Source organism: Roseibium sp. SCP14, assembly GCF_040329475.1.
Classification (GTDB): domain Bacteria; phylum Pseudomonadota; class Alphaproteobacteria; order Rhizobiales; family Stappiaceae; genus Roseibium.
Genome location: NZ_JBDZYH010000002.1, coordinates 891,932 through 917,974, shown reverse-complemented (window position 1 = coordinate 917,974; position 26,043 = coordinate 891,932). Strand labels below are relative to the sequence as shown.

23 protein-coding genes and 3 tRNA genes are annotated in these 26,043 nt (G+C 56.0%); 21 read left to right on the top strand and 5 right to left on the bottom strand.

Annotated features, from left to right (window positions below; translation table 11 throughout):
• The first annotated feature begins 256 nt into the window (after positions 1-256).
• Entirely contained in the window at positions 257-1,225 is a 969-nt protein-coding gene (locus ABLQ08_RS11450) for an MBL fold metallo-hydrolase (RefSeq protein WP_352941985.1), read from the top strand.
• 49 nt (positions 1,226-1,274) lie between these two features.
• Here the strand turns inward: ABLQ08_RS11450 and ABLQ08_RS11445 are convergent, their stop codons facing one another.
• Positions 1,275-1,745, bottom strand: coding sequence for a TrmO family methyltransferase domain-containing protein (locus ABLQ08_RS11445; protein ID WP_352941983.1), 471 nt, complete (start codon positions 1,743-1,745; stop codon positions 1,275-1,277).
• A 225-nt stretch (positions 1,746-1,970) separates the two neighbouring features.
• On the opposite strand from ABLQ08_RS11445, the gene ABLQ08_RS11440 reads away from it, so the two are divergent.
• On the top strand, positions 1,971-2,330 hold the full coding sequence (locus ABLQ08_RS11440; RefSeq protein ID WP_352941980.1) for a VOC family protein: 360 nt from the start codon (positions 1,971-1,973) through the stop codon (positions 2,328-2,330).
• 99 nt (positions 2,331-2,429) lie between these two features.
• Here the strand turns inward: ABLQ08_RS11440 and ctrA are convergent, their stop codons facing one another.
• The gene (gene ctrA / locus ABLQ08_RS11435) at positions 2,430-3,122 is read right to left on the bottom strand and encodes a response regulator transcription factor CtrA (protein WP_031270498.1); all 693 of its coding nucleotides are present in this window, start codon (positions 3,120-3,122) and stop codon (positions 2,430-2,432) included.
• Positions 3,123-3,494: 372 nt separating this feature from the next.
• Here ctrA and fliI point away from each other — a divergent pair, with 372 nt between their 5' ends.
• The 3 genes from fliI (at position 3,495) to ABLQ08_RS11420 (ending at position 5,903) form a co-directional block, all read left to right on the top strand.
• Positions 3,495-4,820, top strand: coding sequence for a flagellar protein export ATPase FliI (gene fliI / locus ABLQ08_RS11430; RefSeq protein WP_417714908.1), 1,326 nt, complete (start codon positions 3,495-3,497; stop codon positions 4,818-4,820).
• Between the two features lie 28 nt (positions 4,821-4,848).
• On the top strand, positions 4,849-5,256 hold the full coding sequence (gene fliJ / locus ABLQ08_RS11425) for a flagellar export protein FliJ (RefSeq protein WP_352941973.1): 408 nt from the start codon (positions 4,849-4,851) through the stop codon (positions 5,254-5,256).
• A 212-nt stretch (positions 5,257-5,468) separates the two neighbouring features.
• Positions 5,469-5,903, top strand: a complete 435-nt coding sequence (locus tag ABLQ08_RS11420) for a paraquat-inducible protein A (protein ID WP_352941971.1) — start codon at positions 5,469-5,471, stop codon at positions 5,901-5,903.
• A 64-nt stretch (positions 5,904-5,967) separates the two neighbouring features.
• Here the strand turns inward: ABLQ08_RS11420 and ABLQ08_RS11415 are convergent, their stop codons facing one another.
• Positions 5,968-7,041: a DUF2336 domain-containing protein gene (locus ABLQ08_RS11415; protein ID WP_352941968.1), complete on the bottom strand. Its 1,074-nt coding sequence runs from the start codon at positions 7,039-7,041 to the stop codon at positions 5,968-5,970.
• Between the two features lie 293 nt (positions 7,042-7,334).
• Here ABLQ08_RS11415 and ABLQ08_RS11410 point away from each other — a divergent pair, with 293 nt between their 5' ends.
• The 11 genes from ABLQ08_RS11410 (at position 7,335) to ABLQ08_RS11360 (ending at position 19,409) form a co-directional block, all read left to right on the top strand.
• Entirely contained in the window at positions 7,335-9,641 is a 2,307-nt protein-coding gene (locus tag ABLQ08_RS11410; RefSeq protein ID WP_352941966.1) for a mechanosensitive ion channel domain-containing protein, read from the top strand.
• A 331-nt stretch (positions 9,642-9,972) separates the two neighbouring features.
• Positions 9,973-10,063: transfer RNA gene (locus ABLQ08_RS11405), tRNA-Ser, on the top strand.
• Positions 10,064-10,142: 79 nt separating this feature from the next.
• Positions 10,143-10,217 (top strand) — tRNA-Gln (locus ABLQ08_RS11400).
• 6 nt (positions 10,218-10,223) lie between these two features.
• Positions 10,224-10,314: transfer RNA gene (locus tag ABLQ08_RS11395), tRNA-Ser, on the top strand.
• 360 nt (positions 10,315-10,674) lie between these two features.
• On the top strand, positions 10,675-12,195 hold the full coding sequence (glpD, locus tag ABLQ08_RS11390) for a glycerol-3-phosphate dehydrogenase (protein ID WP_352941963.1): 1,521 nt from the start codon (positions 10,675-10,677) through the stop codon (positions 12,193-12,195).
• A gap of 75 nt (positions 12,196-12,270) precedes the next feature.
• Positions 12,271-13,764, top strand: a complete 1,494-nt coding sequence (gene glpK / locus ABLQ08_RS11385; RefSeq protein WP_352941960.1) for a glycerol kinase GlpK — start codon at positions 12,271-12,273, stop codon at positions 13,762-13,764.
• 297 nt (positions 13,765-14,061) lie between these two features.
• Positions 14,062-15,666 carry an ABC transporter substrate-binding protein gene (locus tag ABLQ08_RS11380; RefSeq protein ID WP_352941958.1) on the top strand — a complete coding sequence of 535 codons (1,605 nt, stop codon included), beginning with the start codon at positions 14,062-14,064 and terminating at the stop codon, positions 15,664-15,666.
• Positions 15,667-15,783: 117 nt separating this feature from the next.
• Entirely contained in the window at positions 15,784-16,791 is a 1,008-nt protein-coding gene (locus ABLQ08_RS11375) for an ABC transporter permease subunit (RefSeq protein WP_352941955.1), read from the top strand.
• Between the two features lie 15 nt (positions 16,792-16,806).
• Positions 16,807-17,736: an ABC transporter permease subunit gene (locus ABLQ08_RS11370; protein WP_352941953.1), complete on the top strand. Its 930-nt coding sequence runs from the start codon at positions 16,807-16,809 to the stop codon at positions 17,734-17,736.
• A gap of 4 nt (positions 17,737-17,740) precedes the next feature.
• Positions 17,741-18,577, top strand: a complete 837-nt coding sequence (locus ABLQ08_RS11365; RefSeq protein ID WP_352941950.1) for an ABC transporter ATP-binding protein — start codon at positions 17,741-17,743, stop codon at positions 18,575-18,577.
• A gap of 1 nt (position 18,578) precedes the next feature.
• A complete protein-coding gene (locus ABLQ08_RS11360) occupies positions 18,579-19,409 on the top strand; it encodes a dipeptide ABC transporter ATP-binding protein (protein ID WP_352941947.1) in 831 nt (276 codons plus the stop codon).
• A gap of 31 nt (positions 19,410-19,440) precedes the next feature.
• Here ABLQ08_RS11360 and ABLQ08_RS11355 read toward each other — a convergent pair whose 3' ends face one another.
• Positions 19,441-20,658 carry a calcium-binding protein gene (locus tag ABLQ08_RS11355; RefSeq protein ID WP_352941944.1) on the bottom strand — a complete coding sequence of 406 codons (1,218 nt, stop codon included), beginning with the start codon at positions 20,656-20,658 and terminating at the stop codon, positions 19,441-19,443.
• Between the two features lie 251 nt (positions 20,659-20,909).
• Between ABLQ08_RS11355 and ABLQ08_RS11350 the strand changes: the two genes are divergently transcribed.
• From ABLQ08_RS11350 to ABLQ08_RS11330, 5 genes are all read left to right on the top strand, one after another.
• Entirely contained in the window at positions 20,910-22,268 is a 1,359-nt protein-coding gene (locus ABLQ08_RS11350) for an MFS transporter (RefSeq protein ID WP_352941943.1), read from the top strand.
• A gap of 84 nt (positions 22,269-22,352) precedes the next feature.
• Positions 22,353-23,693 carry an MFS transporter gene (locus ABLQ08_RS11345; protein ID WP_352941941.1) on the top strand — a complete coding sequence of 447 codons (1,341 nt, stop codon included), beginning with the start codon at positions 22,353-22,355 and terminating at the stop codon, positions 23,691-23,693.
• A gap of 57 nt (positions 23,694-23,750) precedes the next feature.
• A complete protein-coding gene (locus ABLQ08_RS11340; RefSeq protein ID WP_352941938.1) occupies positions 23,751-24,104 on the top strand; it encodes an ArsR/SmtB family transcription factor in 354 nt (117 codons plus the stop codon).
• A 29-nt stretch (positions 24,105-24,133) separates the two neighbouring features.
• On the top strand, positions 24,134-24,643 hold the full coding sequence (locus ABLQ08_RS11335) for an arsenate reductase ArsC (protein WP_352941936.1): 510 nt from the start codon (positions 24,134-24,136) through the stop codon (positions 24,641-24,643).
• Positions 24,636-25,337 (top strand): MIP/aquaporin family protein, encoded by a 702-nt coding sequence (locus tag ABLQ08_RS11330; RefSeq protein ID WP_352941933.1) that lies wholly within the window; start codon positions 24,636-24,638, stop codon positions 25,335-25,337. Before ABLQ08_RS11335 ends, ABLQ08_RS11330 begins: the two co-directional genes overlap by 8 nt.
• 27 nt (positions 25,338-25,364) lie before the next feature.
• On the opposite strand, the gene ABLQ08_RS11325 is transcribed toward ABLQ08_RS11330, so the two are convergent.
• Positions 25,365-26,012, bottom strand: a complete 648-nt coding sequence (locus tag ABLQ08_RS11325) for a GntR family transcriptional regulator (protein ID WP_352941930.1) — start codon at positions 26,010-26,012, stop codon at positions 25,365-25,367.
• Between the last annotated feature and the right edge of the window lie 31 nt (positions 26,013-26,043).

The following is a 26,043-nucleotide window of genomic DNA, read 5'->3' as shown; positions in this document are numbered from 1 at the left end:
AAGCATGAATTGCCTCTGAGGTAACTTACTGAAATTTAACATAAAAACTAAGGGGCTGCGGACATTGGAGAAATCGAGAAATACTTTTCGGCTGACGAAGGCATGGCTTTTCTTCTCATTCAATTGCGCCAGTTTAAGGGGGTGAATCGAGCCTCCTTCAACGTGTTCTTTCGCATCTGTCCGATCGTTTGGCCAAATCACTTGGGGGGAGGAACGCTCAGAGCAATGATCCATGGAATGCTGCTGGAGGTAACAAATGACTATCAAGGTGGAACTGACGCGCCGGGCCGCTCTGCTCGGTGCAGGCGGAGCTATTGCCGGGGCAAGCCTGACTTCTTCTTCCTACGTGCATGCCGCCGCTGAGAAACAGAGGGCTCATTCTGCGCCCGTCGCGCGCTACGCGGTAGGTGACTTCGAGGTCAACACATTGCTCGACGGTGCTGTTACCGTCGGAGAACCGCAGAAGACGTTCGGCATGAATGTCGACGCCGATACATTTACCGCCCATTCTGCGGAGAACTTCATTCCGCATGACACCTTCAAGGCCTATTTCACGCCAACTCTGGTCAATACCGGACAGGAGCTCATTCTCTTTGACACCGGGGTCGGAGAGGGCGGACGGCCCGCACGTGGGAACATGCGAGCAGCACTTGAAAGCGCCGGCTATACGCCCGAGCAGGTCGACATAGTTGTTATCACCCATATGCATCCGGACCATATCGGTGGCCTGATGGAAGGTGGTGCTCCGGCATTTGCAAATGCTAGATATGTAACCGGCCAGAAGGAGTATGATTTCTGGGCTGCAATGGATCCCGAGGCCAATGGTGTTACCAAGCTGATGGCCAAGAACGTGAAGCCTCTGGCGGACAAGATGACGTTCCTGGGGGATGGCGATTCGGTTGCCTCTGGTGTGACCGCAATGGCCGCGCACGGACATACCCCGGGACATACCATTTACATGCTGGAAAACAACGGGCAGCAGCTGGTGCTGGCTGCTGATACCGCGAACCATTTCGTCTGGTCGCTTGCGCGCCCCGATTGGGAAGTGCGGTTCGACATGGACAAGGCAGCCGCGGCCAAGACACGCAAGGATGTCTTCGGAATGCTGGCGGCCGATAAGGTCCCATTTGTTGGCTATCACATGCCGTTCCCGTCGGTCGGATATGTGGCGATCGAAGGAGATGGCTTCCGGTACGTCCCGGCGTCGTATCAGATGCACCTCTAGGACTGCTTCTGAACGAATATGAAAGGGCCGGCATTGCCGGCCCTTTCTCTTATCTGAATTCCGCAGTCCAGTTGAAGGCGCCGGCATCCTCATACCATTGTGGCCAGTGGTGGAAGTGATCGGGGGTCTTGGCATTCTTTACCCGGTCGCTCGCCGGAAAGTAGGGCTTAATGTCCAGCAACGGCGTGCCGGGAAGAGCGTCGATAAAGGGAACGACAAGGGTCCCCGCCGCTTCGTTCAATTCGATTATCTCCACAATCGAGACACCTATCGGATTGGGCCTCGCCGGAGAGCGGGTGGCAAAGACGCCGGTATCCTGATCGGAGGCGGAATAGGGTGCGGGCAAGATCATGGAGATGTCGGGACCGTTCTGGTCCAGCCTGTCTGCCAGCCACAGAACAATGGCGTGGCTGAAGCCGCAAAGTCCGAGCAGACCAGTGCAATAGGGTTCGCCAATGCTCAATTCAAAACCACGTGGGCTTGGGCGCACGGAGCCAATCACCGTCAATGAGGTGTTCATGGTGCTTTCCTTTTGAAGATTTTCAACGCTATCGGATCCGACGCAGGCAACCTGCGGATACTTTAATCAAAGAACAAGCGAAAAACGCTTGATGCGTGCTTTGCCGGATGCGGACAACCGCAGCACTGGAAACGACAGACGATTCTAGCCGACTCCTGATGACAATTCCGGATTGGTGGTGTCAGTATTCATTTGCTGGGTTATGAACGAGCGCAGGAGGGGAGAATGCAAAGAGCAGTCGGAATTGGTGGCGTCTTTTTTCGGGCGAAAGACCCTGAAGCACTTGGCCAGTGGTACGAGACACATCTCGGGATCAACAAGGCTCCGAAGGATATGGAGGCGGCGCCATGGGTCTCGGAAGGTGGTGTTACGGTCTTCGCACCGTTCTCGGAGACCACGGATTACTTCCCTGAGGATCGTCAGTTCATGCTCAATTTTCGCGTGGCGGACCTTGAGGCTCTGGTTGCCTATTTCAAAGATCTGGGTGTCGAGGTAACACGCGAGGAAACGATGGACGGGATCGGCCGTTTTGCCCGCATTCACGACCCGGAAGGCAATCCGATCGAGCTTTGGCAACCGGAATAGTTGGACCCACGTCTTTGTGGCGATGGAATTTCGTATTGGCCAAAAATGAAAAGCCCCGGTGAAAACCGGGGCTTTTCCTTTGAATTCTGGTCAATCGCCTCAGGCAGCGGCTTCCACGTCCGGCTCACGCAGAACGTATCCGCGGCCCCACACCGTTTCGATGTAGTTTTTGCCGGAGGTCGCTGCTGCCAGCTTCTTGCGCAGCTTACAGATGAAGACGTCAATAATCTTCAGTTCAGGCTCATCCATGCCACCGTAAAGATGGTTCAGGAACATTTCCTTGGTGAGCGTTGTGCCCTTGCGCAGCGAAAGCAGCTCGAGCATCTGATATTCCTTGCCGGTCAGGTGGACACGCTGGCCGCCGACTTCGACGGTCTTGGTATCCAGATTGACCTTAAGGTCGCCAGTGACGATCACCGACTGGGCATGTCCCTTGGAGCGGCGAACGATCGCGTGGATACGCGCAACCAGCTCGTCCTTATGGAACGGCTTGGTCATGTAGTCGTCGGCACCGAAGCCGAGACCGCGAACCTTGTCTTCAATACCCGCGTTACCGGAAAGAATCAGAATAGGCGTCTTGACCTTAGAAACGCGAAGTGTCCGGAGAACCTCATAACCGGACATGTCCGGCAGGTTCAAATCCAACATGATAATGTCATAATCGTACAGCTTGCCGAGGTCGATTCCTTCCTCGCCAAGATCTGTCGTGTAGACGTTGAAGTTCTCGGACTTCAGCATCAGTTCGATGCTCTGCGCTGTCGCGCTGTCATCCTCAATCAACAATACACGCATGCCAATCCCCTTATTCTGCCTTTCCTGGGCAAGTCGCAACGGCTCTGTCGGTGTGCGCTACGAAGGACTGTTGTTAACCCCGACTCAAAGCTATCGATTAATGGTTAACAAAATATGATTCGTAGCAGCAAGTTCCGGAGAAAGGAAACTGTGAACAACAGTCAACTTATTGAATCCCAAAAATAAACGCGGATTCACAAATCTTAATGTTGAACTTTAAGAAACGGCGCTAACCGATTCGGTTCAGATTCCTTTCAACAAAGCCGGTTTGACTTCGAAATGGCTCTCGCTTGTCAGCCTTCCAAAGGTTAAGATTAACCAGAGTCGTAAACGATCGGTTACCAAATCCGTTAACAATGAAAGGAATCTTCCGTGAAGGCGCTATTCGCCGGAATTGATTCGCTGATGCCTACCGAAATTTATGGCCGGGTTACTGCGGTTCAGGGCCTTCTTGTGGAGATAGCAGGACCGATTCACGAAATGAGTGTCGGTTCGCGCCTTCTTATTGATAACGGTGAGGAAAACCCGAAAGTCCCTGCAGAAGTTGTCGGATTCCGTGACGGGCACGCCTTGTGCATGCCCTTTTCCGGGCTGGAAGGCGTTCGCATGGGCTGCAAGGCCGTTATCAGCTCCCGCGAAAGCGTCGTGCGGCCAGGAAATGCCTGGCTTGGCAGGGTGGTGAACGCCCTTGGCGAGCCAATAGATGGTAAAGGAGACCTTGCCAGTGGCGGAGTGCCTCGCAAATTGCGAAGTTCGCCGCCTCCTGCGTCAGAACGTAAACGAGTCGGTCCGCCGATTGATCTGGGGGTACGGGCGCTGAATACATTCGTGACCTGCTGCGAAGGTCAGCGGATGGGGATTTTCGCCGGTTCGGGTGTCGGCAAATCGGTTCTGATGTCGATGCTTGCCAGAAACACGGCATGCGATGTCGCGGTGATCGGCCTGATCGGCGAACGTGGCCGCGAAGTGCAGGAGTTCATCGAGGACGATCTCGGCGAGGAAGGGCTCGCGCGATCCGTGGTCGTGGTTGCCACGTCCGATGAAAGCGTGCTGATGCGGCGGCAGGCAGCTTATCTGACCATGACGGTGGCGGAGCATTTTCGCGACGAAGGCAGCAATGTTCTATGCATGATGGATTCCATCACGCGATTTGCCATGGCGCAGCGGGAAATCGGGCTGTCCATTGGCGAGCCTCCGACTTCGAAGGGATATACACCCACCGTATTCACCGAGCTGCCACGGCTTCTGGAGCGGGCCGGGCCTGGAAAGAGTAGTTCCGGCTCAATCACCGGACTGTTTACGGTGCTTGTCGAAGGGGACAATCACAACGAGCCGGTCGCGGATGCCGTGCGCGGTATCCTGGATGGCCACGTCGTGATGGAGCGCGCGATTGCCGAGCGCGGCCGCTATCCGGCGATCAATGTGTTGAAATCCGTGTCTCGAACAATGCCGCGCTGTGTTCCGCCGGAACAATTGCCTGTTTTGAGGAAGGCAAAGCAGTTGCTGTCCACATACACTGACATGGAGGAGTTGATCCGTCTGGGGGCGTACAGGAAGGGCTCGGACCCGACGGTGGATGAAGCCATCCACAGGTTTGCACTGATTGATGACTTCCTGAATCAGGGAAAGGATGAGGCGACGAATATTTCTGACGGATATCAGCAACTCGCCAACCTTTTGGAAATGACTCTGGGGTAGACTGCCCATGTTAGGGGAGTATTGAGTAATGAAAACCCGAGACAGTTTGATCCGTTTGAAGCGGTTTCAGGTTGATGAAAAGCGGCGACAGCTTGCTCAGATTGAGAGCATGATTGCCGAGTTCAACCGCATGGCCGACGAATTGGATGACCAGATCCGCTCTGAACAGGAACGGGTCGGCATCACGGATGTTACACATTTTGCCTATCCGACATTTGCCAAGGCAGCTGCTGACCGGCGGGACAATCTGCGTAATTCCGCGCATGAACTCGACGATCAGTTGCAGCGAGCCCAGGACGAGCTCAGCGAAGCGATTGAAGAGCTGAAGAAATTCGAGCAGTTGGAAGAACGCGACCAGCAACGCGAACGCACGGCCCAGGAAATTGCCGAGCAGGACCAACTGGATGAGGTCGCTGCACGGGCAAGGGTGCGCTGATCGGCTCCCATGCCGGCCAAACACCCCGGACAAAGGAATCCCTGGACGGTCATACTGTCCTAAACCCGATTGTCGGCTGGACAATCGGGTTTCGTGCCATGAGCAAGGGTAAATAGGATCGCCGAGGTTCCATTGCGTTCCTGTCGAGCAAGGCCTATCTGCGTAGTCGTTCGTAAAATTTCGACTGTTTTGTCCGGGGCGTAGAATTCTTCATGCGATTCATTCTGGCTTTTCTTCTTCCGGTTTCGACGTTCTCGTTTGCGCTTGGTCTGACGCAACCCCTGATGCGCTTTGAAAGACTCTATTTTCTGGAAGACCGCCCGACCCTGATCGAAATGATCACCGGGTTGTGGATCGAGGGTGATGCGGCGCTGGCCGCCATTGTGGCCCTGTTCTCGATCGGCTTTCCTGCTGTGAAGATCCTGCTGATTCACGTTGCGGTGCTCACCGGCGGAAAAACGCGATCCCTGGCGCTTCTGTCCATGGTCAGCAAGTGGTCAATGCTCGATGTGATGCTGGTCGCCCTGGTTCTTTTTGCTGCCAAGACGAGTGGATTGGCTGCAGCAACGATCCTGCCGGGGCTCTGGTTCTATGCGGCTGCCACGCTTTCGACCGCCGTGGCCGCCAGCCTTTGTTCCAGAGCCTAAGACTCGACGCATCGCACCGAAGAATCTCCAGCCGATCAACCAGAGCGCAATGTATCTGCAGGATTTACCGCTTTTCTTTCCGGTTTGCCTGAAAGTCTCCGCAACGCGACTGTTTTCCAATCCTGTTCTTTTCAAGGAATTTGACGTAAGCGGCGGTCCATTCCGAGCCTTGAGCGGACGGGATTTTCAAATGTTCACAGCGCGACTTGGCAAACAAAGCAAAGGTTGGCGCCTGTAATCCCGCCTTGGCGGCTGTTCGAACCACCAGATCGGGTTTTCCCTTGAAGACTGCATCCTTGAACGTTTTCTGCGCGATCCTTCCCCTGGCGCCAATCAGTTCCGTTGCATGATTGAAGCGGCCGTCCTGCAATAGCAAAATGGCCAGTTCGTCAACGCTCACTCCGGACCGTTCTGCTTCTCGCCAAAGCAGGCTCATATCCGTGCTCTCAAGAGTTTGCCCGAACTCGCGCCTGATGGTTTTCAGTCTTGCGAATTGTTCCAGCTGCTCTTTTGAAAGGGCGGCATCAATCGTCTCTTGAAGACGTTTCCTTGTTTCTTCGTCGACCAGGGGAAGCATCGCGCGGCATGCGGATGCGGAAAGGTCCGACCTGTAGCTGAGGTCTTTCAGCAGCGTTTCGTCTTCTTGTGCAATTGTCACGAGTCTGGAGACCGTGTTGCCGGAGAGGCGAATTTCGTGATTTCCTGCCAAGATTCTGTAGACCGCCTTTCCGCCGCGCTCCGCAATCCGGTCGGAGGCTTCAGTTGTAAGATCCGGACGGCGAGCCAGGGCCTGCAAATGGGCATCGCTCAGGCTGGTGGCAAAGTGGAGGACGTCCTCTTTGGTGAATACCCGGCACTTTGTCAGAAGGAACGTTGAGACATCGATTTCATCCTCTGCCATTTTGCGTGCCAGATTCAAAGGTGCTTTTGGGGATGAAGAGATCGACGCTGCCAGCTTCGTACGATCGTTTAATCGACTCAACCCGTAGAGTTCCAGAATGACTTCGGAGAACAGCTCCAGCTCGCGCTCTGACCGCTGATCGAGATTTGCGAGGACAAGATCGCTCACGAGCGCAAACAATCGTTTGCGCGCATCGTCGGTGCCTTCAAGGGCCAACTCGATCAAGGATGTCGACATCCTTCCTCCTCGTTGGTCCAGTCTGAAGTTATATTGTTATTTTTACGTTACCTATTCGCGCAAGGTGGAAGTATTTCTTCGGAAATAACTGTACCATTCGTATTTATCTGTAATCTGTATTTTACATAAGTGACGCAAGGTAAATATTCAATTTTTCTCAATCTTGTTTTTCTTGGGGAGGCGCGAAAGTTGTCGACTGACGTCCTCGAGACTTTCTTTCTCGCGAAGATCGTTCATATAGTCGGGGCACCGTATTCACTGCCCCGCTCTGCGTTTGAAGAAATGAGTTTGAAATGAAGTCTTTGCTCCGAAACCTCTTGTTTTCGCTGGGACTGTTGCTTTGGGGCGTAGCAGCGGCGTTCGCGCAGGACAAGGGGGCCGGGCAGGGTTCGGCTTCCGAGAAGGGGGCTGCAGAAGTTCAGCAGGCGAGCGAGGCGCTGATCAAGGTTCTGAACGACCCGAACAGCCGGGCTGCGCTGATCGAACTCCTGAAAAAAAGCGCGTCGGAAGGCGGGAGTGCTTCAGGCGCTGCTGCGGAAAAATCCGGTGAGCCGGCATCAGACACCGAAGCTGCCAATAGTCAGGCCAACGAAAAGCAGAGTTTTGTCATTCGCATTGGTGAATACACGCGTGCGCTCGCGGACGATGTCGGTGTCATTGTCGACCGATCCGGTCATTCCCTCAAGGGGTTGCTTCTGGTTCTGCGCGGAGACATTCCGATAAAATGGGACAGGGTTCACGAAGTTCTGCTTCAGGTGGGGCTCGTTCTGGCGAGTGCATATCTGGCGTTCTGGGCCAGTCAGTACATCGCCCATCTGCTGTATCCGAAACTGTCTGTCCGGGCTCGCTACGGCGGCGGGCTGACCCGCAGCTTCATTCTGATTTTCACGTCCCTGATCGATGCTCTCACGGTCGCGATCGGCCTGGGCACCGGTTACATCGTTGCCCTTGCGGGTTTTGGCGGTCTTGAGACCGGTGTGACACTACAGGAAAGCCTGGCTCTCAATGCCTTTTTCATAACCGGCATCGCCAATGTCTCGCTGAGGTTCGTTTTCGCACCCCGGCGACCGGAATTGCGATTGCTCCCCTTTGATGACGCCAGCTCGGACTACTGGTACTCGCGCCTGCGTCTTTACATGTACTGGATCAACTACGGAGTGTTCCTTGTTGTCCCGGTTGCCAACATCGCCGTATCGTTCGTTCTGGGTAACGCTCTGAGGTTCCTGATTGTTCTGGGCGGCATGATTTACCTCATGGTGCTGATCAAGCGAAACCGGGTGAGGGTGCGTGAAGGCGCAATGGCTTATGCGCAGACGATGCACAGTTTTCTGGCGCAAAGGGCTTTGTCCAACCTTGGAAAGCTCTGGCATCTGGGGGCTTACGGCTACATCATCGCGGTGTTTATCGTCTGGGTAACACGCCCGTTTGATGCGACCACCATCATTCTTCGGGCCACAGGTCTATCCATCGTGACCATCATGGCCGGAATGGTGATCTCTCTCGTCATGACAAGGGCGATCAAGGGCGGTATCCGGTTGCCGCCCAATCTGCAGGAAAAGCTTCCTGCACTTCAGTATCGACTGAACGCCTTTGTGCCGAGACTGTTGAAAATCATCCGCTTTGTGGTTTTCCTCGGCACGATCCTGCTGCTTCTGGATATCTGGGGTGTGCTGGGTGTATTGGACTGGCTCTTCAGTGAAGCGGGATCACAGCTGGTCAGCCGTTACGGCGCGGCCTTCTTCGTCGTGCTGATCGCCTTTGTAATCTGGTTGGCGGTCATGTCCTGGGTGGACCTGCGACTTCAGTCCAGGGCTGGCTATATTGTCAGTGCCCGTGAAAGGACGCTGTTCCAGCTTTTCCGCAATGCGTTCACCGTCGTGATCCTGGTGATGGCGGTCCTTCTGGCCCTGTCGGAGATTGGTGTGAACATCGGACCGCTGATCGCCGGTGCCGGTGTTGTCGGCCTGGCCATCTCCTTTGGTGCGCAGACCCTGGTCAAGGACATCATTACCGGGGCGTTCATTCAGATCGAGAATGCCATCAATGAAGGCGATGTCGTCACCGTGGCGGGCATTACAGGTACTGTGGAGGGGATCACGATCCGGTCCGTGCGTATGCGCGACCTGGACGGAACGACGCACATCATTCCGTTCTCTTCGGTCGATATGGTCTCCAACTTCATGCGCGGTTTCTCGTACCATGTCGCTCTGATCGGCGTCGCTTACGACACCGATATCAGCTACGCCAAGGACGCTATGGAAGAGGCCTTCCGGCGGCTCAAGGAAACGGATTTCGGCTCCAAGATCTTTGGTGACCTGGAAATGCACGGCGTGACCAATTTTGCCGCGAGTTCCATTGATATTCGGGCGCGCATCAAGACAACGCCGGGGGATCAATGGTCTGTCGGACGTGCGTATAACGAGTTTATCAAACAGGTGTTCGACGAGCGGAATATCGAAATTCCGTTCCCGCAGGTGACCTATCACGCAGCGACGCCACCGTTTGTTGAGGCGAAGGAAGGTCCAGAGAACGACGTCGGGAAGAAAACGGCGTCGAGCAAACCGACAGATGATGCTCCGGCAGAGCATGAAGAGCCCTGACCGACACTTTTTGCGATTCCGGTTGAGGTGCGGATTTCTTCGCATTTCAACCTGCGTATGAAGAAATTTGCGCCAGCAGGTTGACGCAGCGGACATAGTTGAGCTATTCGAGGTTGTGGCCTGATGGGACTCCGCCCGCAGGCTGTTTTCGGAGTCGACGATGATTGCTGTCGTTTTCAGTTTGCAAAGTACTCAAATCCTGGCGTCCAGCCGGGACGTGGCTTTGTGCGGGCTGAAAATGGAGACGATCTAGGCTGAATTAGCCTAACGCGATTCCAGGTAACCCGCCTCCGAGGCGGGTTTTTTCGTTTCGGAGGCATCTTGAAAACTAAGAAGCGTGGCCGAGTGGTTTAAGGCAGCGGCTTGCTAAGTCGTCGGGCCCTTCTGGGGTCCCGCGGGTTCGAATCCCGCCGCTTCTGCCAATTTCGATGCGATGACCTCCGGAAGTCTGGAAAACTCCGCAGGTTCGAGATTGGTTGGATGCTGAAAATGAAAGTTTGTTCTCCGCTCGTCTAACGGGCAGGTCGTCCGGCTTTGGATCGGGAACTCGAGGTTCAAATCCTCGGCGGAGAACCAGAGCAAAGAAGCGTGGCCGAGTGGTTTAAGGCAGCGGCTTGCTAAGTCGTCGGGCCCTTCCGGGGTCCCGCGGGTTCGAATCCCGCCGCTTCTGCCAACACCGATACGATGACCTCCATGAACCGCGAGGGCACCGTTTGCGACTGGATTGTGGGCGCACAAAACGAAAGTTCGTTTAGCGGCAGTATTCGTCTTCTGAGTAACCGGCTACAGGTTGGGGCGAGTAGGCAAGCGCCAAGTCTGCATGCATCCGCAAGTTTCCTTCGGATCTCCCAGGAATCTCAGGCAAAGCAAAGAGTCCCGCTTTCCAAATTGGAGGGTTGTCTCGACGTGCGTTGGCGCGATTGGTTGGCAAAGAATGTCGCATTTGTGAATTGTTGATTGAATTTCGAAATCTTTCGTTTTATTTTCATTTCAGACTTTCATTTGCAGGCGCATTCGAGCCGGAGACAATTTAATGGCGGCTGACTACGATCTTTTGGTTATCGGAGGGGGAATCAACGGGACGGGCATTGCCCGTGATGCCGTTGGTCGAGGTGCCTCTGTCCTGCTGGTCGAGATGGGTGATCTCGCCGGGGCGACTTCCTCCGCATCCACAAAACTGATCCACGGTGGTCTGCGATATCTTGAGTATTACGAGTTCAACCTGGTTCGCAAAGCGCTGAAAGAGCGCGAAGTTCTGTGGCGGGCAGCTCCGCACATCGCCTGGCCGTTGCGTTTCATTCTGCCGCATCACAAGGAGTTGCGACCCGCCTGGCTGTTGCGGTTGGGGCTCTTTCTCTACGATCATCTTGGTGGCCGCAAACTGCTGCCGCCGACAAAGACAGTGCGGCTTGACCAGGCCCCGTTTTCGCAAGGGCTCAAGCATCTTTTCAAGAAGGGTTTCGAATATTCGGACTGTTGGGTGGACGATGCGCGTCTTGTGGTGCTGAATGCGCGCGATGCTGCCGATCGTGGTGCCGAAATTCTGACGCGCACGAAATTCATCGGTGCGAAACGCGAAAACGGCATGTGGTCGGTCGTGTTGCAGGACGTTGCCAGCGGAGACGAGAGAACCGTGACCGCAAGCGTTCTGGTCAATGCCGGCGGGCCGTGGGTCGCTGAAATGCTGCACAGCATCGCCGGAGCGGACCACAGCTCCAGGATACGGCTCGTGAAAGGCAGCCACATCATCGTTCCGCGCCAGTTCGATCACGACCGGTGCTTCATCTTCCAGAACGGTGATGGCCGGATTGTTTTTGCGATCCCCTACGAGAATGACTTCACGCTGATCGGAACGACGGACGTCGATTATCAGGACGATCTGGGCGATGTCCGTATATCGCAGGACGAAGTCGCGTATCTGTGCAAGGCCGCCAGCGAGTATCTTGAAAAGGCAATCACACCCGAGGATGTGGTTCATACCTATTCAGGGGTTCGCCCGCTTTACGATGATGGCGCGAAAGACGCCAAGGCAGCAACGCGTGACTATGTGCTGGAACTGGATGGCGGCGAAAACAATCCGGCTGCTCTTTCGGTATTCGGCGGCAAGATCACGACATATCGCAAGCTGTCCGAGCATGTGCTTGAAAAGCTCGAGCCTTATCTTCCTTTCAAGCGCGGTGTCTGGACAGCCTACGCGCCGTTACCCGGTGGCGACTTCAAGGTCGATGAATTCGATGCGCAGGTTGCAGGGCTGCAGAAGGATTTTCCATTCCTGGACAAGCGCTTCGCAACCCGGTTGACCCGGCTTTACGGAACCGATGCGAGATTGTTCCTCGGTGAGGCGAAGTCCCTGGAAGATCTTGGACGCTGCTTTGGTTACAATCTCTACGAAACCGAGGTGAAATGGCTGATCAACCGCGAGTGGGCGCAAACATCCGAGGATCTTCTGTGGCGCCGGACAAAACTTGGCCTGAGGCTCAGCGCAGAGCAGGCAGCTGACCTCAATGCTTACATGTCCAACTATCTTGCGGAGCAGGCAGGCGCTGCTGCATAGTTTTCCTAACGACTTCAACTGCCGGATTTGCCGGCAGTTTCTTTTAAGAATGCAATAACCAACGGGAGGTGCGCCATGGCCGGATGTGTGTTGGCGATAGACCAGGGCACAACGTCAAGCCGCGCGATTGTTTTCGGCGATGATTTCAATCCAATCAGCGTGGGCCAGCAGGAGTTTCCGCAACACTTTCCGAAATCGGGCTGGGTAGAGCATTCGCCGGCGGATATCTGGACGAGCACCCTCCGGGTTTGCCGGGATGCCATGGAAAAGGCTCCTGACGGTGGTGCGGATGTTGCCGCGATCGGTATTACCAACCAGCGTGAGACGACGCTTATCTGGGACCGCTCCACAGGAGAGCCGGTTTACAACGCGATTGTCTGGCAGGACCGCCGCACTTCCGACTTTTGTGCGGAATTGCGCGCAAGGCGTCTGGAAGAGAAGTTTACCTTCAAGACGGGTCTTCTCCTCGATCCGTATTTTTCCGGCACGAAGATCGCCTGGATCCTGAACAATGTCGAAGGTGTACGCGAGCGTGCCGAGCGTGGTGAGCTGGCATTCGGCACCGTGGACACCTGGCTTATCTGGCAGCTGACGGAAGGCGAAGTTCACGCCACCGATGCCACGAATGCGGCGCGGACACTGATCTACAACATTCATGACAATGTCTGGGATGAAGAGCTTTGTGCGCTGCTCAACATTCCGATGAGCCTTCTCCCTGAGGTCAAGGACAGTGCGGACGATTTCGGCATGACAAAGCCCGAGCTGTTCGGACGCTCCCTGCCGATCCTCGGTGTCGCCGGGGATCAGCAGGCCGCCACCGTCGGCCAGGCCTGTTTCAATCCCGGCATGGTCAAGTCGACCTACGGGACCGGCTGCTTCGCCCTGATGAACACCGGGGATACACCGGTTCGCTCCAACAACCGTATGCTGACGACTATTGCCTATCGTTTGAACGGCAAGACGACCTACGCTCTGGAAGGCTCGATTTTTGTAGCGGGCGCTGCCGTGCAATGGCTTCGCGACGGTCTTGGTCTCATTGAAAATGCGGGCGAAACCCAGCCTCTTGCAGAGCAGGCCGATCCGAATCAGGACGTTTATATTGTTCCTGCATTCGTCGGGCTTGGGGCTCCCTATTGGGACGCCGATGCGCGCGGAGCCATGTTCGGTCTTACGCGGAGTACCGGGCCGAGGGAAATTGCCCGGGCGGTTCTGCAAAGCGTCGGTTATCAGACGAGTGATCTTGTCGAGGCAATGCGAGCCGACTGGTCCGGGGCCGAGCAGCCGGTACTGCGGGTTGATGGAGGCATGACGGCATCTGACTGGACCATGCAGTTTCTGGCCGACATTCTCGGGGCTTCGGTCGACCGGCCGACGGTCGCAGAAACCACGGCGTTGGGCGCAGCGTGGCTGGCCGGCTCCAAAGCGGGAATATGGCCGGGTCAGGAAACCTTCGCGGCGCAGTGGAAATTGGAAAAACGGTTCGAACCTCAGCTGGAAGAGGCTGAACGGTCCCGACTGCTTGCCGGTTGGCAGGGTGCGGTCAAGCGAACACGTACTACGCAGGATTGAACAAATTCGAGGCTCCCGCATTAGCGGGAGTCTTTTTATTTCAAGGCCTTATGGATTGGCTCAAATTTGGTGCCGTTGCGGTATTTGTTTCTAATCAGTTAAATTCTGCGCATAAAAAAGATACGGCAGCAAGGCTTACCTAGCAAAAATATTTCAAAACCGGGCCTAAATTAGAAATATGTTGGTAGTTGATTTTCTGCCAAAAAAACGCCTTAGTTTGCGCTGGCTCGGGCTTAACTCCATTGCACGGTTCAACGATGCAAGGCCCTTGCACTTCATCAAGGGGAGAACAGTTTGATGAATTTCCAAAAAACCTTGAAGGCAACCCTTCTTGGCGCCAGCCTTGCTGTGATTGCAGCTACCGGCGCGTCTGCAAAAACTCTTGTTTATTGCTCTGAAGGTTCGCCTGAAGGCTTCGACACGGCTCTTTACACCGCGGGCACCACTTTCGACGCGTCCTCCAAGCCGCTCTACAACCGGCTTGTCGAGTTCAAGCGCGGCACGACGGAAGTTATTCCAGGTCTCGCAGAGAGCTGGGAAGTCTCCGAAGACGGTCTGGAATACACCTTTAACCTGCGTAAAGGCGTCAAGTTCCACACGACCAGCTTCTTCACACCGACGCGTGACTTCAATGCCGACGATGTGATCTTTTCCTTCGAGCGTCAGCTGAAAAAAGACAATCCTTGGCACGAGTACACTGCGGGTACCGCGTGGGAATACTTCAACGGCATGTCCATGCCGGACCTCATCAAGGAGATCGTCAAGGTTGACGATCATACGGTCAAGTTCGTTCTGAACCGTCCGGAAGCTCCGATGGTCGCTAACCTGGCCATGGACTTCGCCTCCATCGTTTCGGCTGAATATGCTGCTCAGCTGGAAGCTGCCGGCACCAAGGAACAGATGAACCAGCAGCCGGTCGGCACTGGCCCGTTCTCCTTTGTCGGTTACCAGAAAGATGCCGTGATCCGCTATGCGGCGCATCCGGATTACTGGGGCGGCAAGCAGGCGATCGACAACCTGATCTTCGCGATCACACCCGATGCAGCCGTTCGCTTGCAGAAGTTGAAAGCTGGTGAATGTCACGTCATGCCTTATCCGGCACCGGCTGATATCGCCGACATTCGCGACGACAGCAACCTGACGCTGATGGAACAGCAGGGTCTGAACGTCGGTTATCTCGCCTACAACACCAAAGTGGCTCCGTTCGACAAGAAGGAAGTCCGCAAGGCGCTGAACCACGCGATCAACAAGCAGGCTATTCTCGACGCCGTTTTCCAGGGCTCCGGTCAGGCTGCGAAGAACCCGATCCCGCCGACCATGTGGTCCTATAACGAGGCGATCGAAGACGACGATTACAACCCGGAACTGGCCAAGGAAATGCTGGCCGCTGCTGGTGTTGAAAACCTCGACATGAAGATTTGGGCGATGCCGGTTCAGCGTCCGTACAACCCGAATGCCCGCCGTATGGCGGAAGTCATTCAGGCTGACTTCGCCAATGTCGGCGTCAATGTCGAGATCGTTTCCTACGAATGGGGTGAATACCTGTCCCGTTCCAAGGACGAGAACCGTGACGGTGCTGTTCTGCTCGGCTGGACCGGTGACAACGGCGACCCGGACAACTTCCTGGCCGTTCTGCTCGGCTGTGATGGTGTCGGTGGTTCCAACCGTGCCCAGTGGTGTAACGACGAGTTCGAAGCTGTCATTCAAAAAGCGAAGACCGTAACCGACAAGGCAGAGCGCACGAAGCTCTACGAAGAGGCACAGGTCGTCTTCAAGGAAGAAGCTCCTTGGGCCACCATCGCTCACTCCGTCGTCTTCATGCCGATGTCCTCCAAGGTCACCGGTTATGTGATGGATCCGCTTGGCGGCCATTGGTTCGACGGCGTGGACATTGCGGAATAAACCCGCTTGATTTAGGGAGGCGCTGGCAGTAATGCCGGCGCCTTCAAACATTCTGACCGGCGGATGCTTTCATCTCACGTGACTGGATCCGCTGGTTCTTCGTATCTGGAACCTGACATGCTCCGTTTTCTTCTAGGCCGTCTCGGTCTGTTGATACCGACGTTTATCGGCGTCACCCTGGTCTCCTTTGCATTCATTCGACTGTTGCCCGGGGACCCGGCCGAACTTCTGGCCGGCGAGCGCGGTATCACGCCTGAGCGCCGGGCCGAGGTCCTGAGCCAGCTCGGCTTCGACAAACCCTATTGGCAACAGTATCTCGACTACATCTTTGGCATTTTCCAGGGTGACCTTGGTATTTCCTTCGTCTCCAAGAAGCCTGTGCTCGACGAGTTCATGACACTGTTTCCGGCAACTGCCGAACTGGCGTTGTGTGCCATCATCATTGCGGTATGTGTTGGAATTCCTGCAGGTATCTTTGCCGCGGTCAAACGCGGTTCGATCGCGGATCAGGCAATCATGGGAACCGCCCTGGTGGGTTACTCCATGCCTATCTTCTGGTGGGGCCTGCTGCTGATCATCTTCTTTTCGGGCATTCTTGGGTGGACACCCGTTTCCGGGCGAATTTCGCTGATGTTCTTCTTCCCGCAAGTGACGGGTTTCATGCTGATCGACAGTCTGTTGTCGGGGGAAAAGGGCGCCTTCCTGTCCGCGGTCCGGCACCTGATCCTGCCGTCGATCGTGCTGGCGACCATTCCGCTTGCGGTGATTGCCCGTCAGACCCGTTCGGCCATGTTGGAAGTTCTGGGCGAGGATTACGTGCGCACCGCCCGGGCAAAGGGTCTGCCGCCTCGTGCGGTGATCGGCCTGCATGCCCTGCGCAACGCACTGATCCCGGTTGTAACCACAATCGGCCTTCAGGTCGGAGTGCTGCTGGCAGGTGCGATCCTGACGGAAACGATCTTCTCCTGGCCCGGAATCGGCAAGTGGCTGGTCGACAGTATTTCCCGACGGGACTACCTGGTCGTGCAGGGTGGTCTGTTGTTGATCGCAGGTATTATCATGCTGGTCAATCTGATCGTGGACGTGCTTTACGGCCTGATCAATCCGCGTATCCGCCACCACTGAGCCGAGGGTTAGAAAATGACAAACACGTCCCCGGTCACAAAGGCCGATACCTCGAAACTGGAAGCGGAAAGCCGCAACGCCACCAAGGCGCAGCTGACCGAGTTCTGGTACTACTTCTCGCAGAACAAGGGTGCGGTCATCGGTCTGGTGATCTTCGCGCTTCTGGTTCTCACCGCGGTGTTCGCACCTCTTCTTGCACCGCATAATCCCGACTTCCAGTACCGGGACAGCTTTCTTGTTCCGCCCTTCTGGGAAGAAGGCGGCAAGGCCACATTCATTCTCGGGACCGACGCAGTTGGCCGCGACATACTCTCTCGCCTGATTTTCGGTGCACGGCTGTCGTTGCTGGTTGGCGTCATGGTTGTCACCATTGCACTTACCGGTGGCATCATCATCGGTGTTGTCGCAGGATACATGCGCGGTGCGGTCGATACGTTCATCATGCGTATCATGGACATCATTCTGGCGTTCCCGTCGCTGCTGCTTGCTCTTGTGCTTGTTGCCATCCTGGGGCCTGGACTGATCAATGCGATGATCGCGATTGCCATCGTCCTGCAGCCTCACTTCGTTCGTCTGACCCGCGCTGCGGTTCTGGCCGAACGTTCAAGAGACTACGTGGTGGCTGCGAAGGTCGCCGGTGCGAGCCACATGCGGCTGATGTTCAAGACGATCCTGCCGAACTGCCTGGCGCCGCTGATCGTTCAGGCAACCCTGTCGTTCTCCAACGCCATCCTGGATGCTGCCGCACTCGGCTTTCTTGGCATGGGCGCGCAGCCGCCGACACCTGAATGGGGCACGATGCTGGCAGAAGCGCGCGAGTTCATCCTGCGTGCCTGGTGGGTCGTGACGTTCCCGGGCCTCGCGATCCTGATCACCGTTCTTGCCATCAACCTGGTCGGTGACGGCCTGCGCGATGCGCTCGACCCAAAACTGAAGAGGAGCTAACCCAATGTCTCTTCTTGAAATCAGAAACCTGAAGGTCGAGTTCGACACCGCCAAAGGCCCGTTCAAGGCACTTGATGGCGTTGACTACACGGTGGATGCCGGCGAGGTTCTTGCCATCGTCGGGGAGTCCGGATCCGGAAAGTCGGTTGCCATGCTGGCGACCATGGGGCTGCTTCCCGACAGTGCGACGATCACTGCCGACAAGATGGAGTTCGAGGGTCTTGATCTTCGCACCCTGTCGGCAAAGGAAAAGCGCAAGGTGATCGGCCGGGACATCTCCATGATCTTCCAGGAGCCGATCGCCAGCCTGAACCCGTGTTTCACCGTCGGCTTTCAATTGAGCGAGACGCTGAAGGCACACACGGATCTCAAGGGCAAGCAGATCAAGGATCGTGTCATCGAGATTATGACTGCCGTCGGTATTCCCGATCCGGCAAGCCGGCTGAATGCGTTTCCGCATCAGATGTCCGGCGGCCAGTGCCAGCGCGTGATGATCGCCATGGCAATTGCCTGCTCTCCCAAGCTGCTGATCGCAGATGAGCCGACGACGGCACTCGACGTGACTATTCAGAAACAGATCCTCGATCTGATCGTGAAGCTGCAGCAGGACAGTGGCATGGGACTGATCATGATTACTCATGACATGGGTGTTGTGGCAGAGACCGCGGACCGCGTGATCGTGCAGTACAAGGGGCGCAAGATGGAGGAGGCCGATGTGCTTTCCCTCTTCGAAAACCCTCAGAACCCGTATACGAAAGCTCTGCTCTCGGCCCTGCCGGAAAACGCGACCGGAGACAGGTTGCCGACAGTGAGCGACTTTGCAGAAGCGGGAGGCTTCTAAGATGTCCGAAGATGTTATTCTCAAGGTCCGCGACGTCTATAGAACCTATGACATCAAGGGTGGCCTGTTCAAAAAGGCTTCGCAGCTGACTGCGGTGAAAGGCGTCAGCCTGGATGTCGCGCGTGGGTCCACGCTTGCCGTGGTTGGTGAAAGTGGCTGCGGCAAGTCAACACTTGCCCGTATGCTGACCATGATCGATGCGCAAACGTCCGGTTCCATCGAAATCGACGGCCTGCCGATCGACATTTCCAAAACGGGTATCTCCAAGGAAATGCGGCAGAAGGTTCAGATCGTTTTCCAGAACCCTTACGGATCGTTGAACCCGCGCCAGAAAATCGGCCACGTTCTGGAAGAGCCTCTGCTATTGAACACCGACATGCCGGCAGCCGAGCGCAAGGATCTGGCCCTGCAGATGTTGCAGAAGGTCGGCCTGCAGCCGGAGCATTACGGCCGGTATCCGCACATGTTCTCAGGCGGTCAGCGCCAACGCATCGCCATCGCCCGCGCGATCATGATGAAGCCGAAACTTCTGGTGCTTGATGAGCCGGTTTCCGCGCTCGATTTGTCGGTTCAGGCACAGATCCTCAATCTGCTGGCTGACCTTCAGGACGAGATGGGCCTGACCTATGTCTTCATTTCGCATGACCTTTCGGTGGTGCGTTACATCGCAGACAAGGTCATGGTGATGTATTTCGGCGAGGTTGTGGAATACGGAACGCGGGACGAAGTGTTCAACAACCCGCAGCACGACTACACCAAGACCCTGTTCGCGGCGACACCGCGTGCGGATGTCGAGAGCATCAGGAAGCGGTTGGCCGCCAAGGCAGCCTAACCGCGCGTTGCATCATTCCCGATCGTTCCGCTCAAACCACGATTCCCTGTGAGGAGAGAGAACCTGCTTCGGCCGTGCCATCGGCCGAAGTCGGGGACTGATACTGCTGGATCCCAGCGAGATCGAGCATGCTGCCATGTCCATTGAAGTTCACGCTGCTGCCATCACTGAAAGTCACCTGGATGGATGAGGTGGGTGGCCCTCTTACGGTAATGGAGTCTTCTGTATCTGCAAAAGACAATACAGTTCCGCTGTCCTCGTAAGAAATATTCATGTCGTCGGCCGTGAAACCGGGACCGATCCTGATTACAAGATCGCCAATGGTGCTGACGGTGTCGGCTCCGTCACCCTTTTCAAAGTTCAGGACTGAGTCGCTGCCAACGTGGATCACATCATTGCCGGCGCCTGCATCGATTACGTTGTTCGTGTTGCCGCGGATGGTGTCATCTCCGGAACCGGCGACAATCGTGTTGCCGGAGTTGACATGAATGATGTCGTCGCCACTGTCGGAGTGAACAACGTTGTTCGAGTTAACCCGAATGGTGTCGTTGCCACTACCGGCATCGATTGAGTTTCCGGCATTTGCCTCAATGTGATCATCACCGGCGCCTGATGAGATGACATTGTCCGCATTGGCGCTGATCACATCGTCGCCGGTGCCGGCGGTGATGGTATTATCCGCGTTTGAGCGAATGATGTTATTTCCCTCTCCCGCATAAATTGTATTCCCTGCATTGATGCTGATCAGGTCATCGCCACCGCCGGTGGTGATGGTGTTATCGGCGTTTGCGCGAATGACGTTGTTCCCGTCTCCTGCAAAGATGGAATTTCCCGCGTTGACGAAGATGACATCGTCGCCGTTACCGGTTGTGATCATATTGTGGGCGTTGGCACGGACACTGTTGTCGCCATCGCCTGCGTCGATCGTGTTTTGGGCGTTGACCGACACGACATCATTGCCCTCACCGGTTTTAATGACGTTGTTTGAGTTGGCCTTGATGATTGTGTCAACGAGACCGTCAACAGCGGTTTTACCACTTTGGGTTTCCCTGCTGACCTGGAGGGCGAGGGCTTGCCGGAATTCGTCAATCAGCCTGTCGACGCTTTCTTTCCGGGCAACAGCCTTCTCAAGCTTGTCACTAACAGCAGTGTTTTCCTGTTCCTTTGGCTTCGTTCCAGAGGGTGTCGCTTTTCTCGAGAGGCCGAATGACGAGGACGCGCCATGGGAAAACAGAGTATTGATAGACATGTTTCGTTTCCAGCCGTCACATGGGTCGAAGTATGAGAAAATTCCCGCATAGATTGTATGCGTGAAGTTAACAGCACATTAATTTTGGTGCGTTCACTTGGAGTTTTGGGCCGCCAACATTTTTCTGGTTTACCGGTAGTCACATTGTTGGGGCGCAAAAGTAAAAGCTGTCATGCGCGGCGTTGCCCACTTCCGGTTTCAGATTGAGATATGATCAGATAAACTCCCGACTGTTGGTCAGGAGCATTTTTTTGTTTTTGATATCTGAATCAAACCGCAGATGGTGGCTTCTTGGGGGCGTTGCCTGTGTCTTGGGGGTCATTCTCCTTGACGAAACCGTTGTCGGGATTGCCCTGCCGACGATTCAAAAGGATTTCGGCCTGACCGCCACGGAAGCGCATTGGGTGGTGAACGCCTATCTTCTCACCTTTGCCTGCTTCGTTGCGATCGGAGGCAAACTGGCCGATATCTATGGCACCTTGCGCGTGTTTCTCACCGGGCTTGTCATCTTCGGCTTCAGTTCGATCGCTTGCGGATTTTCACCTTCCGGCGGGTTCCTGATCGCAGCACGCGCGACACAGGGAGTTGGCGCGGCGATCATCTTTCCGCTCTATGTCGCCATGGTCGGAATGACATTCGCGAAAGAGGAGCGGGGTTTCGCAATTGCTGTCGGTGGATCCGTCGGGACGACGTTTCTGGCGCTTGGGCCGCTGGTGGGAGGCTTGCTCACCGACCTGGTTTCGTGGCGCTGGATCTTCTGGATCAATCCTATCGTTACCGTTGGAATCGGATTGATCGTCAGCCTGACATTTCGCGATGTTGCCAGACCTCCCGGACGACGCATCGACTGGATCGGACTGGTTCTGATCGCCTCGGGTATGTTCGCGGTCGTCTTCGGGCTTATGGAAGCCGATAACTGGGGATGGGATAATCCCGGTATCTGGGCATTTCTGATTTCCGGATGCGTTTTGCTCGTGTTGTTCTGCCGGATCGAAACAGGCCTTCAATCTCCGTTGATCGAAGTGCAGTTGTTTTCCAGTCGGGTTTTCACGTGCAGCAATCTGACCATCTTCATGGCGCAATACGCGAAGGTCATGCTGTTTGTCTTTGTTGCGCTCTACGCGCAAGGGCAGCTTGGCCTCAGCCCCCTGGAAGCCGGGGCAATGGTTATGCTGGCTCCCATCCTGCAACCTTTTGCTGCTTTGACCTGCGGTCGGTTGACCAGAAAATATCCCTACAGAAATCTTGCCCTGTTCGGCATTTCGGGCACGGGTATGTGCCTCGCCTGGCTTTGCCTTGTCGCGCCAGAAAACAGTCTGGTGCTGTTTGCAATCGGGTTGCCGTTGTCCGGAATCGCCTTTCCATTTCTGATGGTTCCCAGCAGAGCCGCGATCATGGACGCCTTGCCGGAGCACAAACACGGCCAGGGAGGCGGGATTGCCATGACCTTTCAGATGATCGGCGGCACGATCGGACTTTCGCTCTCGAGCGCTGCGTTGCCTTTGGGTGGTTTTCAGTTGGTGTTTGGTCTGGCAGCTGCGCTTTTCGCGCTGTTGTTGGGTTTTGCCTTGCTTATCTTTCACGGCGAGCAGGCGAGGCAGACCTCGTGACCAGAGATCAGGAAAACAGTGCGCGGACTGCAAGAGAACCTTGCTCTTGGACAGCATCCAACTGACGATATGCCGGGGAGGGACATGCTTTTCGCCAATGAAACGAGCCGCCGGTGGTGGTTGCTGGGCGCCGTAAGCTGTGTCCTCGGGCTGGTCTTGCTGGATGAAACGGTTGTCGGCATCGCGCTCCCCACCATTCAGGAAACTTTTGGTCTTTCAGACAGTGCCGGACACTGGGTGGTGAACGCCTACCTGCTTTCCTTTGCCTGTCTGGTGGCGGTCGGGGGCAAATTGGCGGACCTGTTCGGCATGCTGCGGGTTTTCCTCATCGGTTTGACGTTGTTTGCACTGTGCTCGATTGCCTGTGGTTTTGCTCCGACTGGTGAAATCCTGATCGTTGCCAGGGCTCTTCAAGGCGTTGGGGCGGCGATCATCTTTCCAATTTTCCTGGCGATGATCACCATGACTTTTCCAAAGGACGTCCGGGGAGGTGCTTTGGCCACAAGCAGCGCGGTCGGGACGATTTTTCTGGCGCTCGGTCCCCTGGTGGGCGGTCTTTTCACCGACCTGCTTTCATGGCGTTGGATTTTCTGGATCAATCCCTTTGTTGCTGTTGCGGTAGGTGTCATCGTCACGATCACCTGGCGTGATGTCGATCGGCCGCGGGGGGAACGAATTGACTGGCTGGGCCTTGTTCTGATCGCCTCGGGAATGTGCTTTGCCATTTTTGCGCTGATGGAAGCTGATAGCTGGGGGTGGAACAGTCCGGTGATCTGGACATGTCTGATTGCCGGTGTTGCATTGCTGGGACTGTTTTTCCGGGTGGAGTCGAGGCTCGACGTTCCGTTGATTGAAGTCAGGTTGTTTTCCAGTCCTGTCTTTACGGCCAGCAACCTCACGCTTTTCATGACGCAATACGCCAAGATGCCTCTCTTTGTTTTCGTCGCTCTTTATGCGCAAACGGAGCTGAAGCTCACGCCGCTGTGGGCAGGCGTGCTGGTCATGCTGGCACCCGTCCTGACGCCTCCGGCCTCTGCGTTTTGCGGCCGGATCGCAGACAGGACACCAAAAAGGCGGCTTGTTACCTGCGGGCTGACGCTTCTGCTTGTGTCCTCTATCTGGTTGCTTGTGACGGAGCCGATGAAAAATGCGCTTCTCTTTGCGCCCGGTCTTGTGATTGCCGGTCTCTCTTTTCCCTTTCTTTTCACGCCCACAAGAGCTGCCATTGCCGAGGCGTTGCCGGAATGCAAGCATGGCCAGGGTGGAGGGATCGCCATGACCTCGCAGATCATCGGCGGGACCGTTGGCCTGGCAGCTTCCAGTGCGGCTTACGCGTTGGGGGGATATCAGGCAGTGTTCGCCCTGACGGCTTTCCTCACGGCGGCTGTGATGGCCCACGCAATGTTTGCTTTCCGGGGCGTTTAGTCGCTTTTGGTGCGCTTTTGGAATTGTATTTTTCCATAATTCGAGTATTCTCGAAATATGGAAAAAGAAGATGCACTCCACGCATTGGCCGCCCTGGGCCAGGAAACACGCCTCGACGTTTTTCGCCTGCTGGTGAAAGCGGGAAAGGAAGGCATGACTGCCGGGGCGATATCGGATGCGCTCAAGGTACGCCCGAACACCTTGTCGACCCATCTGGCTGCCTTGTCGCGGTCCGGGCTCGTGAATTCCGAGCGGGACGGGCGGTCAATTCACTACCGGGCGGATCTGGGTACGATGCAGTTTCTGGTGACCTACCTGCTGCAGGACTGCTGCGGCGGTAATCCCGAACTTTGCGCGCCGATCATGAACATCGCCAGAACCGGGGCGTGTTCTGACAATGAGGCGTGCTGACGCTCAACTCTCCAACAGGGCAATCTTTTATGCGCAATGTTTTGTTCGTTTGTACGGCCAACTCGGCCCGATCGGTTCTGGGTGAGGCGCTGTTGCGTTATCTCGGCGAGGGCCGGTTCACAACCTTTTCTGCAGGTTCGACCCCCAGAGGAACCGTGAATCCGGATGCTCTTTCCTGTCTTGAAAGACGCGGCCTGCCGACGGATGGTTTCAGGTCCAAGAGCTGGGAGGAATTCTCAGGTCCGGATACACCGGAAATGGATCTCATCGTCACTGTGTGCGACAGCGCGGCAGGAGAGGCCTGTCCGATCTGGCCGGGTCATCCGCTTGTCGTGCATTGGGGCATTCCCGATCCGGCGTCTGTCGAAGGGGACGACGCGGCACGCGGCAGTGCCTTCGATCTGGCCTATGATCGCCTGGAGTGCCGCATCAATGCCATGCTGGCGCTTGGCGACGAAGTCTTTACTGCCGATGACGGCAAAACCAGGCTTGCAGCCATCGGGACTGCATCCGATGTCCAGGAAACAGGAAATGTCTGAATTCAGTATGTCGCGGCGGCTGGTAGCCGAAGCGCTTGGTACGGCCATGCTCGTCGGCACCGTTGTCGGCTCCGGAATCATGGCTGACAACCTGTCCGACGATGTTGCGGTCTCGCTGCTTGGAAATACCATCCCGACCGGTGCGATCCTTGTGGTTCTGATCACCATTCTCGGTCCCATCTCGGGAGCGCATTTCAATCCTGCGGTCACTTTCGTGTTCTGGCTGCGCCGTGAACTGTCCCTGGCAATCGGCGTCTGTTACGTCGCGGCGCAGATTGCCGGCGGTATCGGAGGTTCGCTGATCGCCCATGTGATGTTTGACCTGCCTGTCTGGCAGGCTTCGACCACCGTACGTACCGGCTCGGCGCAATGGGTCGCGGAAGTCGTGGCGACTTTCGGACTTCTTGCTACAATTCTGGCCGGAATCAGGTTCCGTGAAGCCGCTGTTCCCTGGCTCGTCGGGTTGTACATTACCGCAGCCTACTGGTTTACGGCCTCAACTTCCTTTGCCAATCCCGCCGTCGCAATCGCCCGCAGTTTCACCGATACGTTTGCGGGCATTCGTCCCGTGGACCTTCCAGGGTTCATTGTCGCTGAACTGATTGGCGCAGCGCTGGCGCTGGCGCTCCTTTCCTGGCTCCTAAAGTCGGAAGACGTGCAGGATCGCGAAACAGAACTGGCCGGGCAGAACTAGGGCAGCTTGAGCCAGCTGCGGTGGAATCTATCTGGGCAGGCTCAAGAGGGCCGTTGCCTGCCGCCGCAGATAAAACATCAGGTTTTCAACCTGTTCCATGGCGCCATGCTCGTCGCCGTTGGCGATGGCCTGCATAACCTCCAGGTGGCTCCAGGCCGCAGGGTTCAGATCGGCCTGTCCGAAATGCCGGTACCAGAACCGGCGGCACTGGGTCTGGAGCGGTGCCAGCGCCTTTGCCGCAAACGGATTGCACGCGGCCTGGGCAACAACCTCGTCGAAAGCCTTGTCGAGACGCAGGTATTCTTCAACATCGGGAACAGATGCGGCTTCACGCATGTCTTCGGCGCAGCCCTCGAGGGTCTTGCGCTCTTCCTGACTGGCAAGACGCGCGGCGGAGCCGACGACCAGGCGTTCAAGGGCGTGCCTTGCATCCAGAACCTTGATGAAATCGGACGGGTTCATCTCCGCAATGATGACGCCGAGACGGGGCCGGATCGTCAGAAGGCCTTCCCAGCTGAGCCGTTGGAGAGCTTCCCGGATAGGAGTTCTTCCCAATCCCAGGCGCTGTGCGAGGGCCACTTCAGTTACCGCTTCCCCCGGTTTCAGTTTCAGGGTCACAATGCCTTCTTCCAGTTGCCGATAAGCCTGGGCGGATTGACTGAGGTCTCCCGTCATGGGTTCCGAATTCCTTTCGCTTTCAGATGTA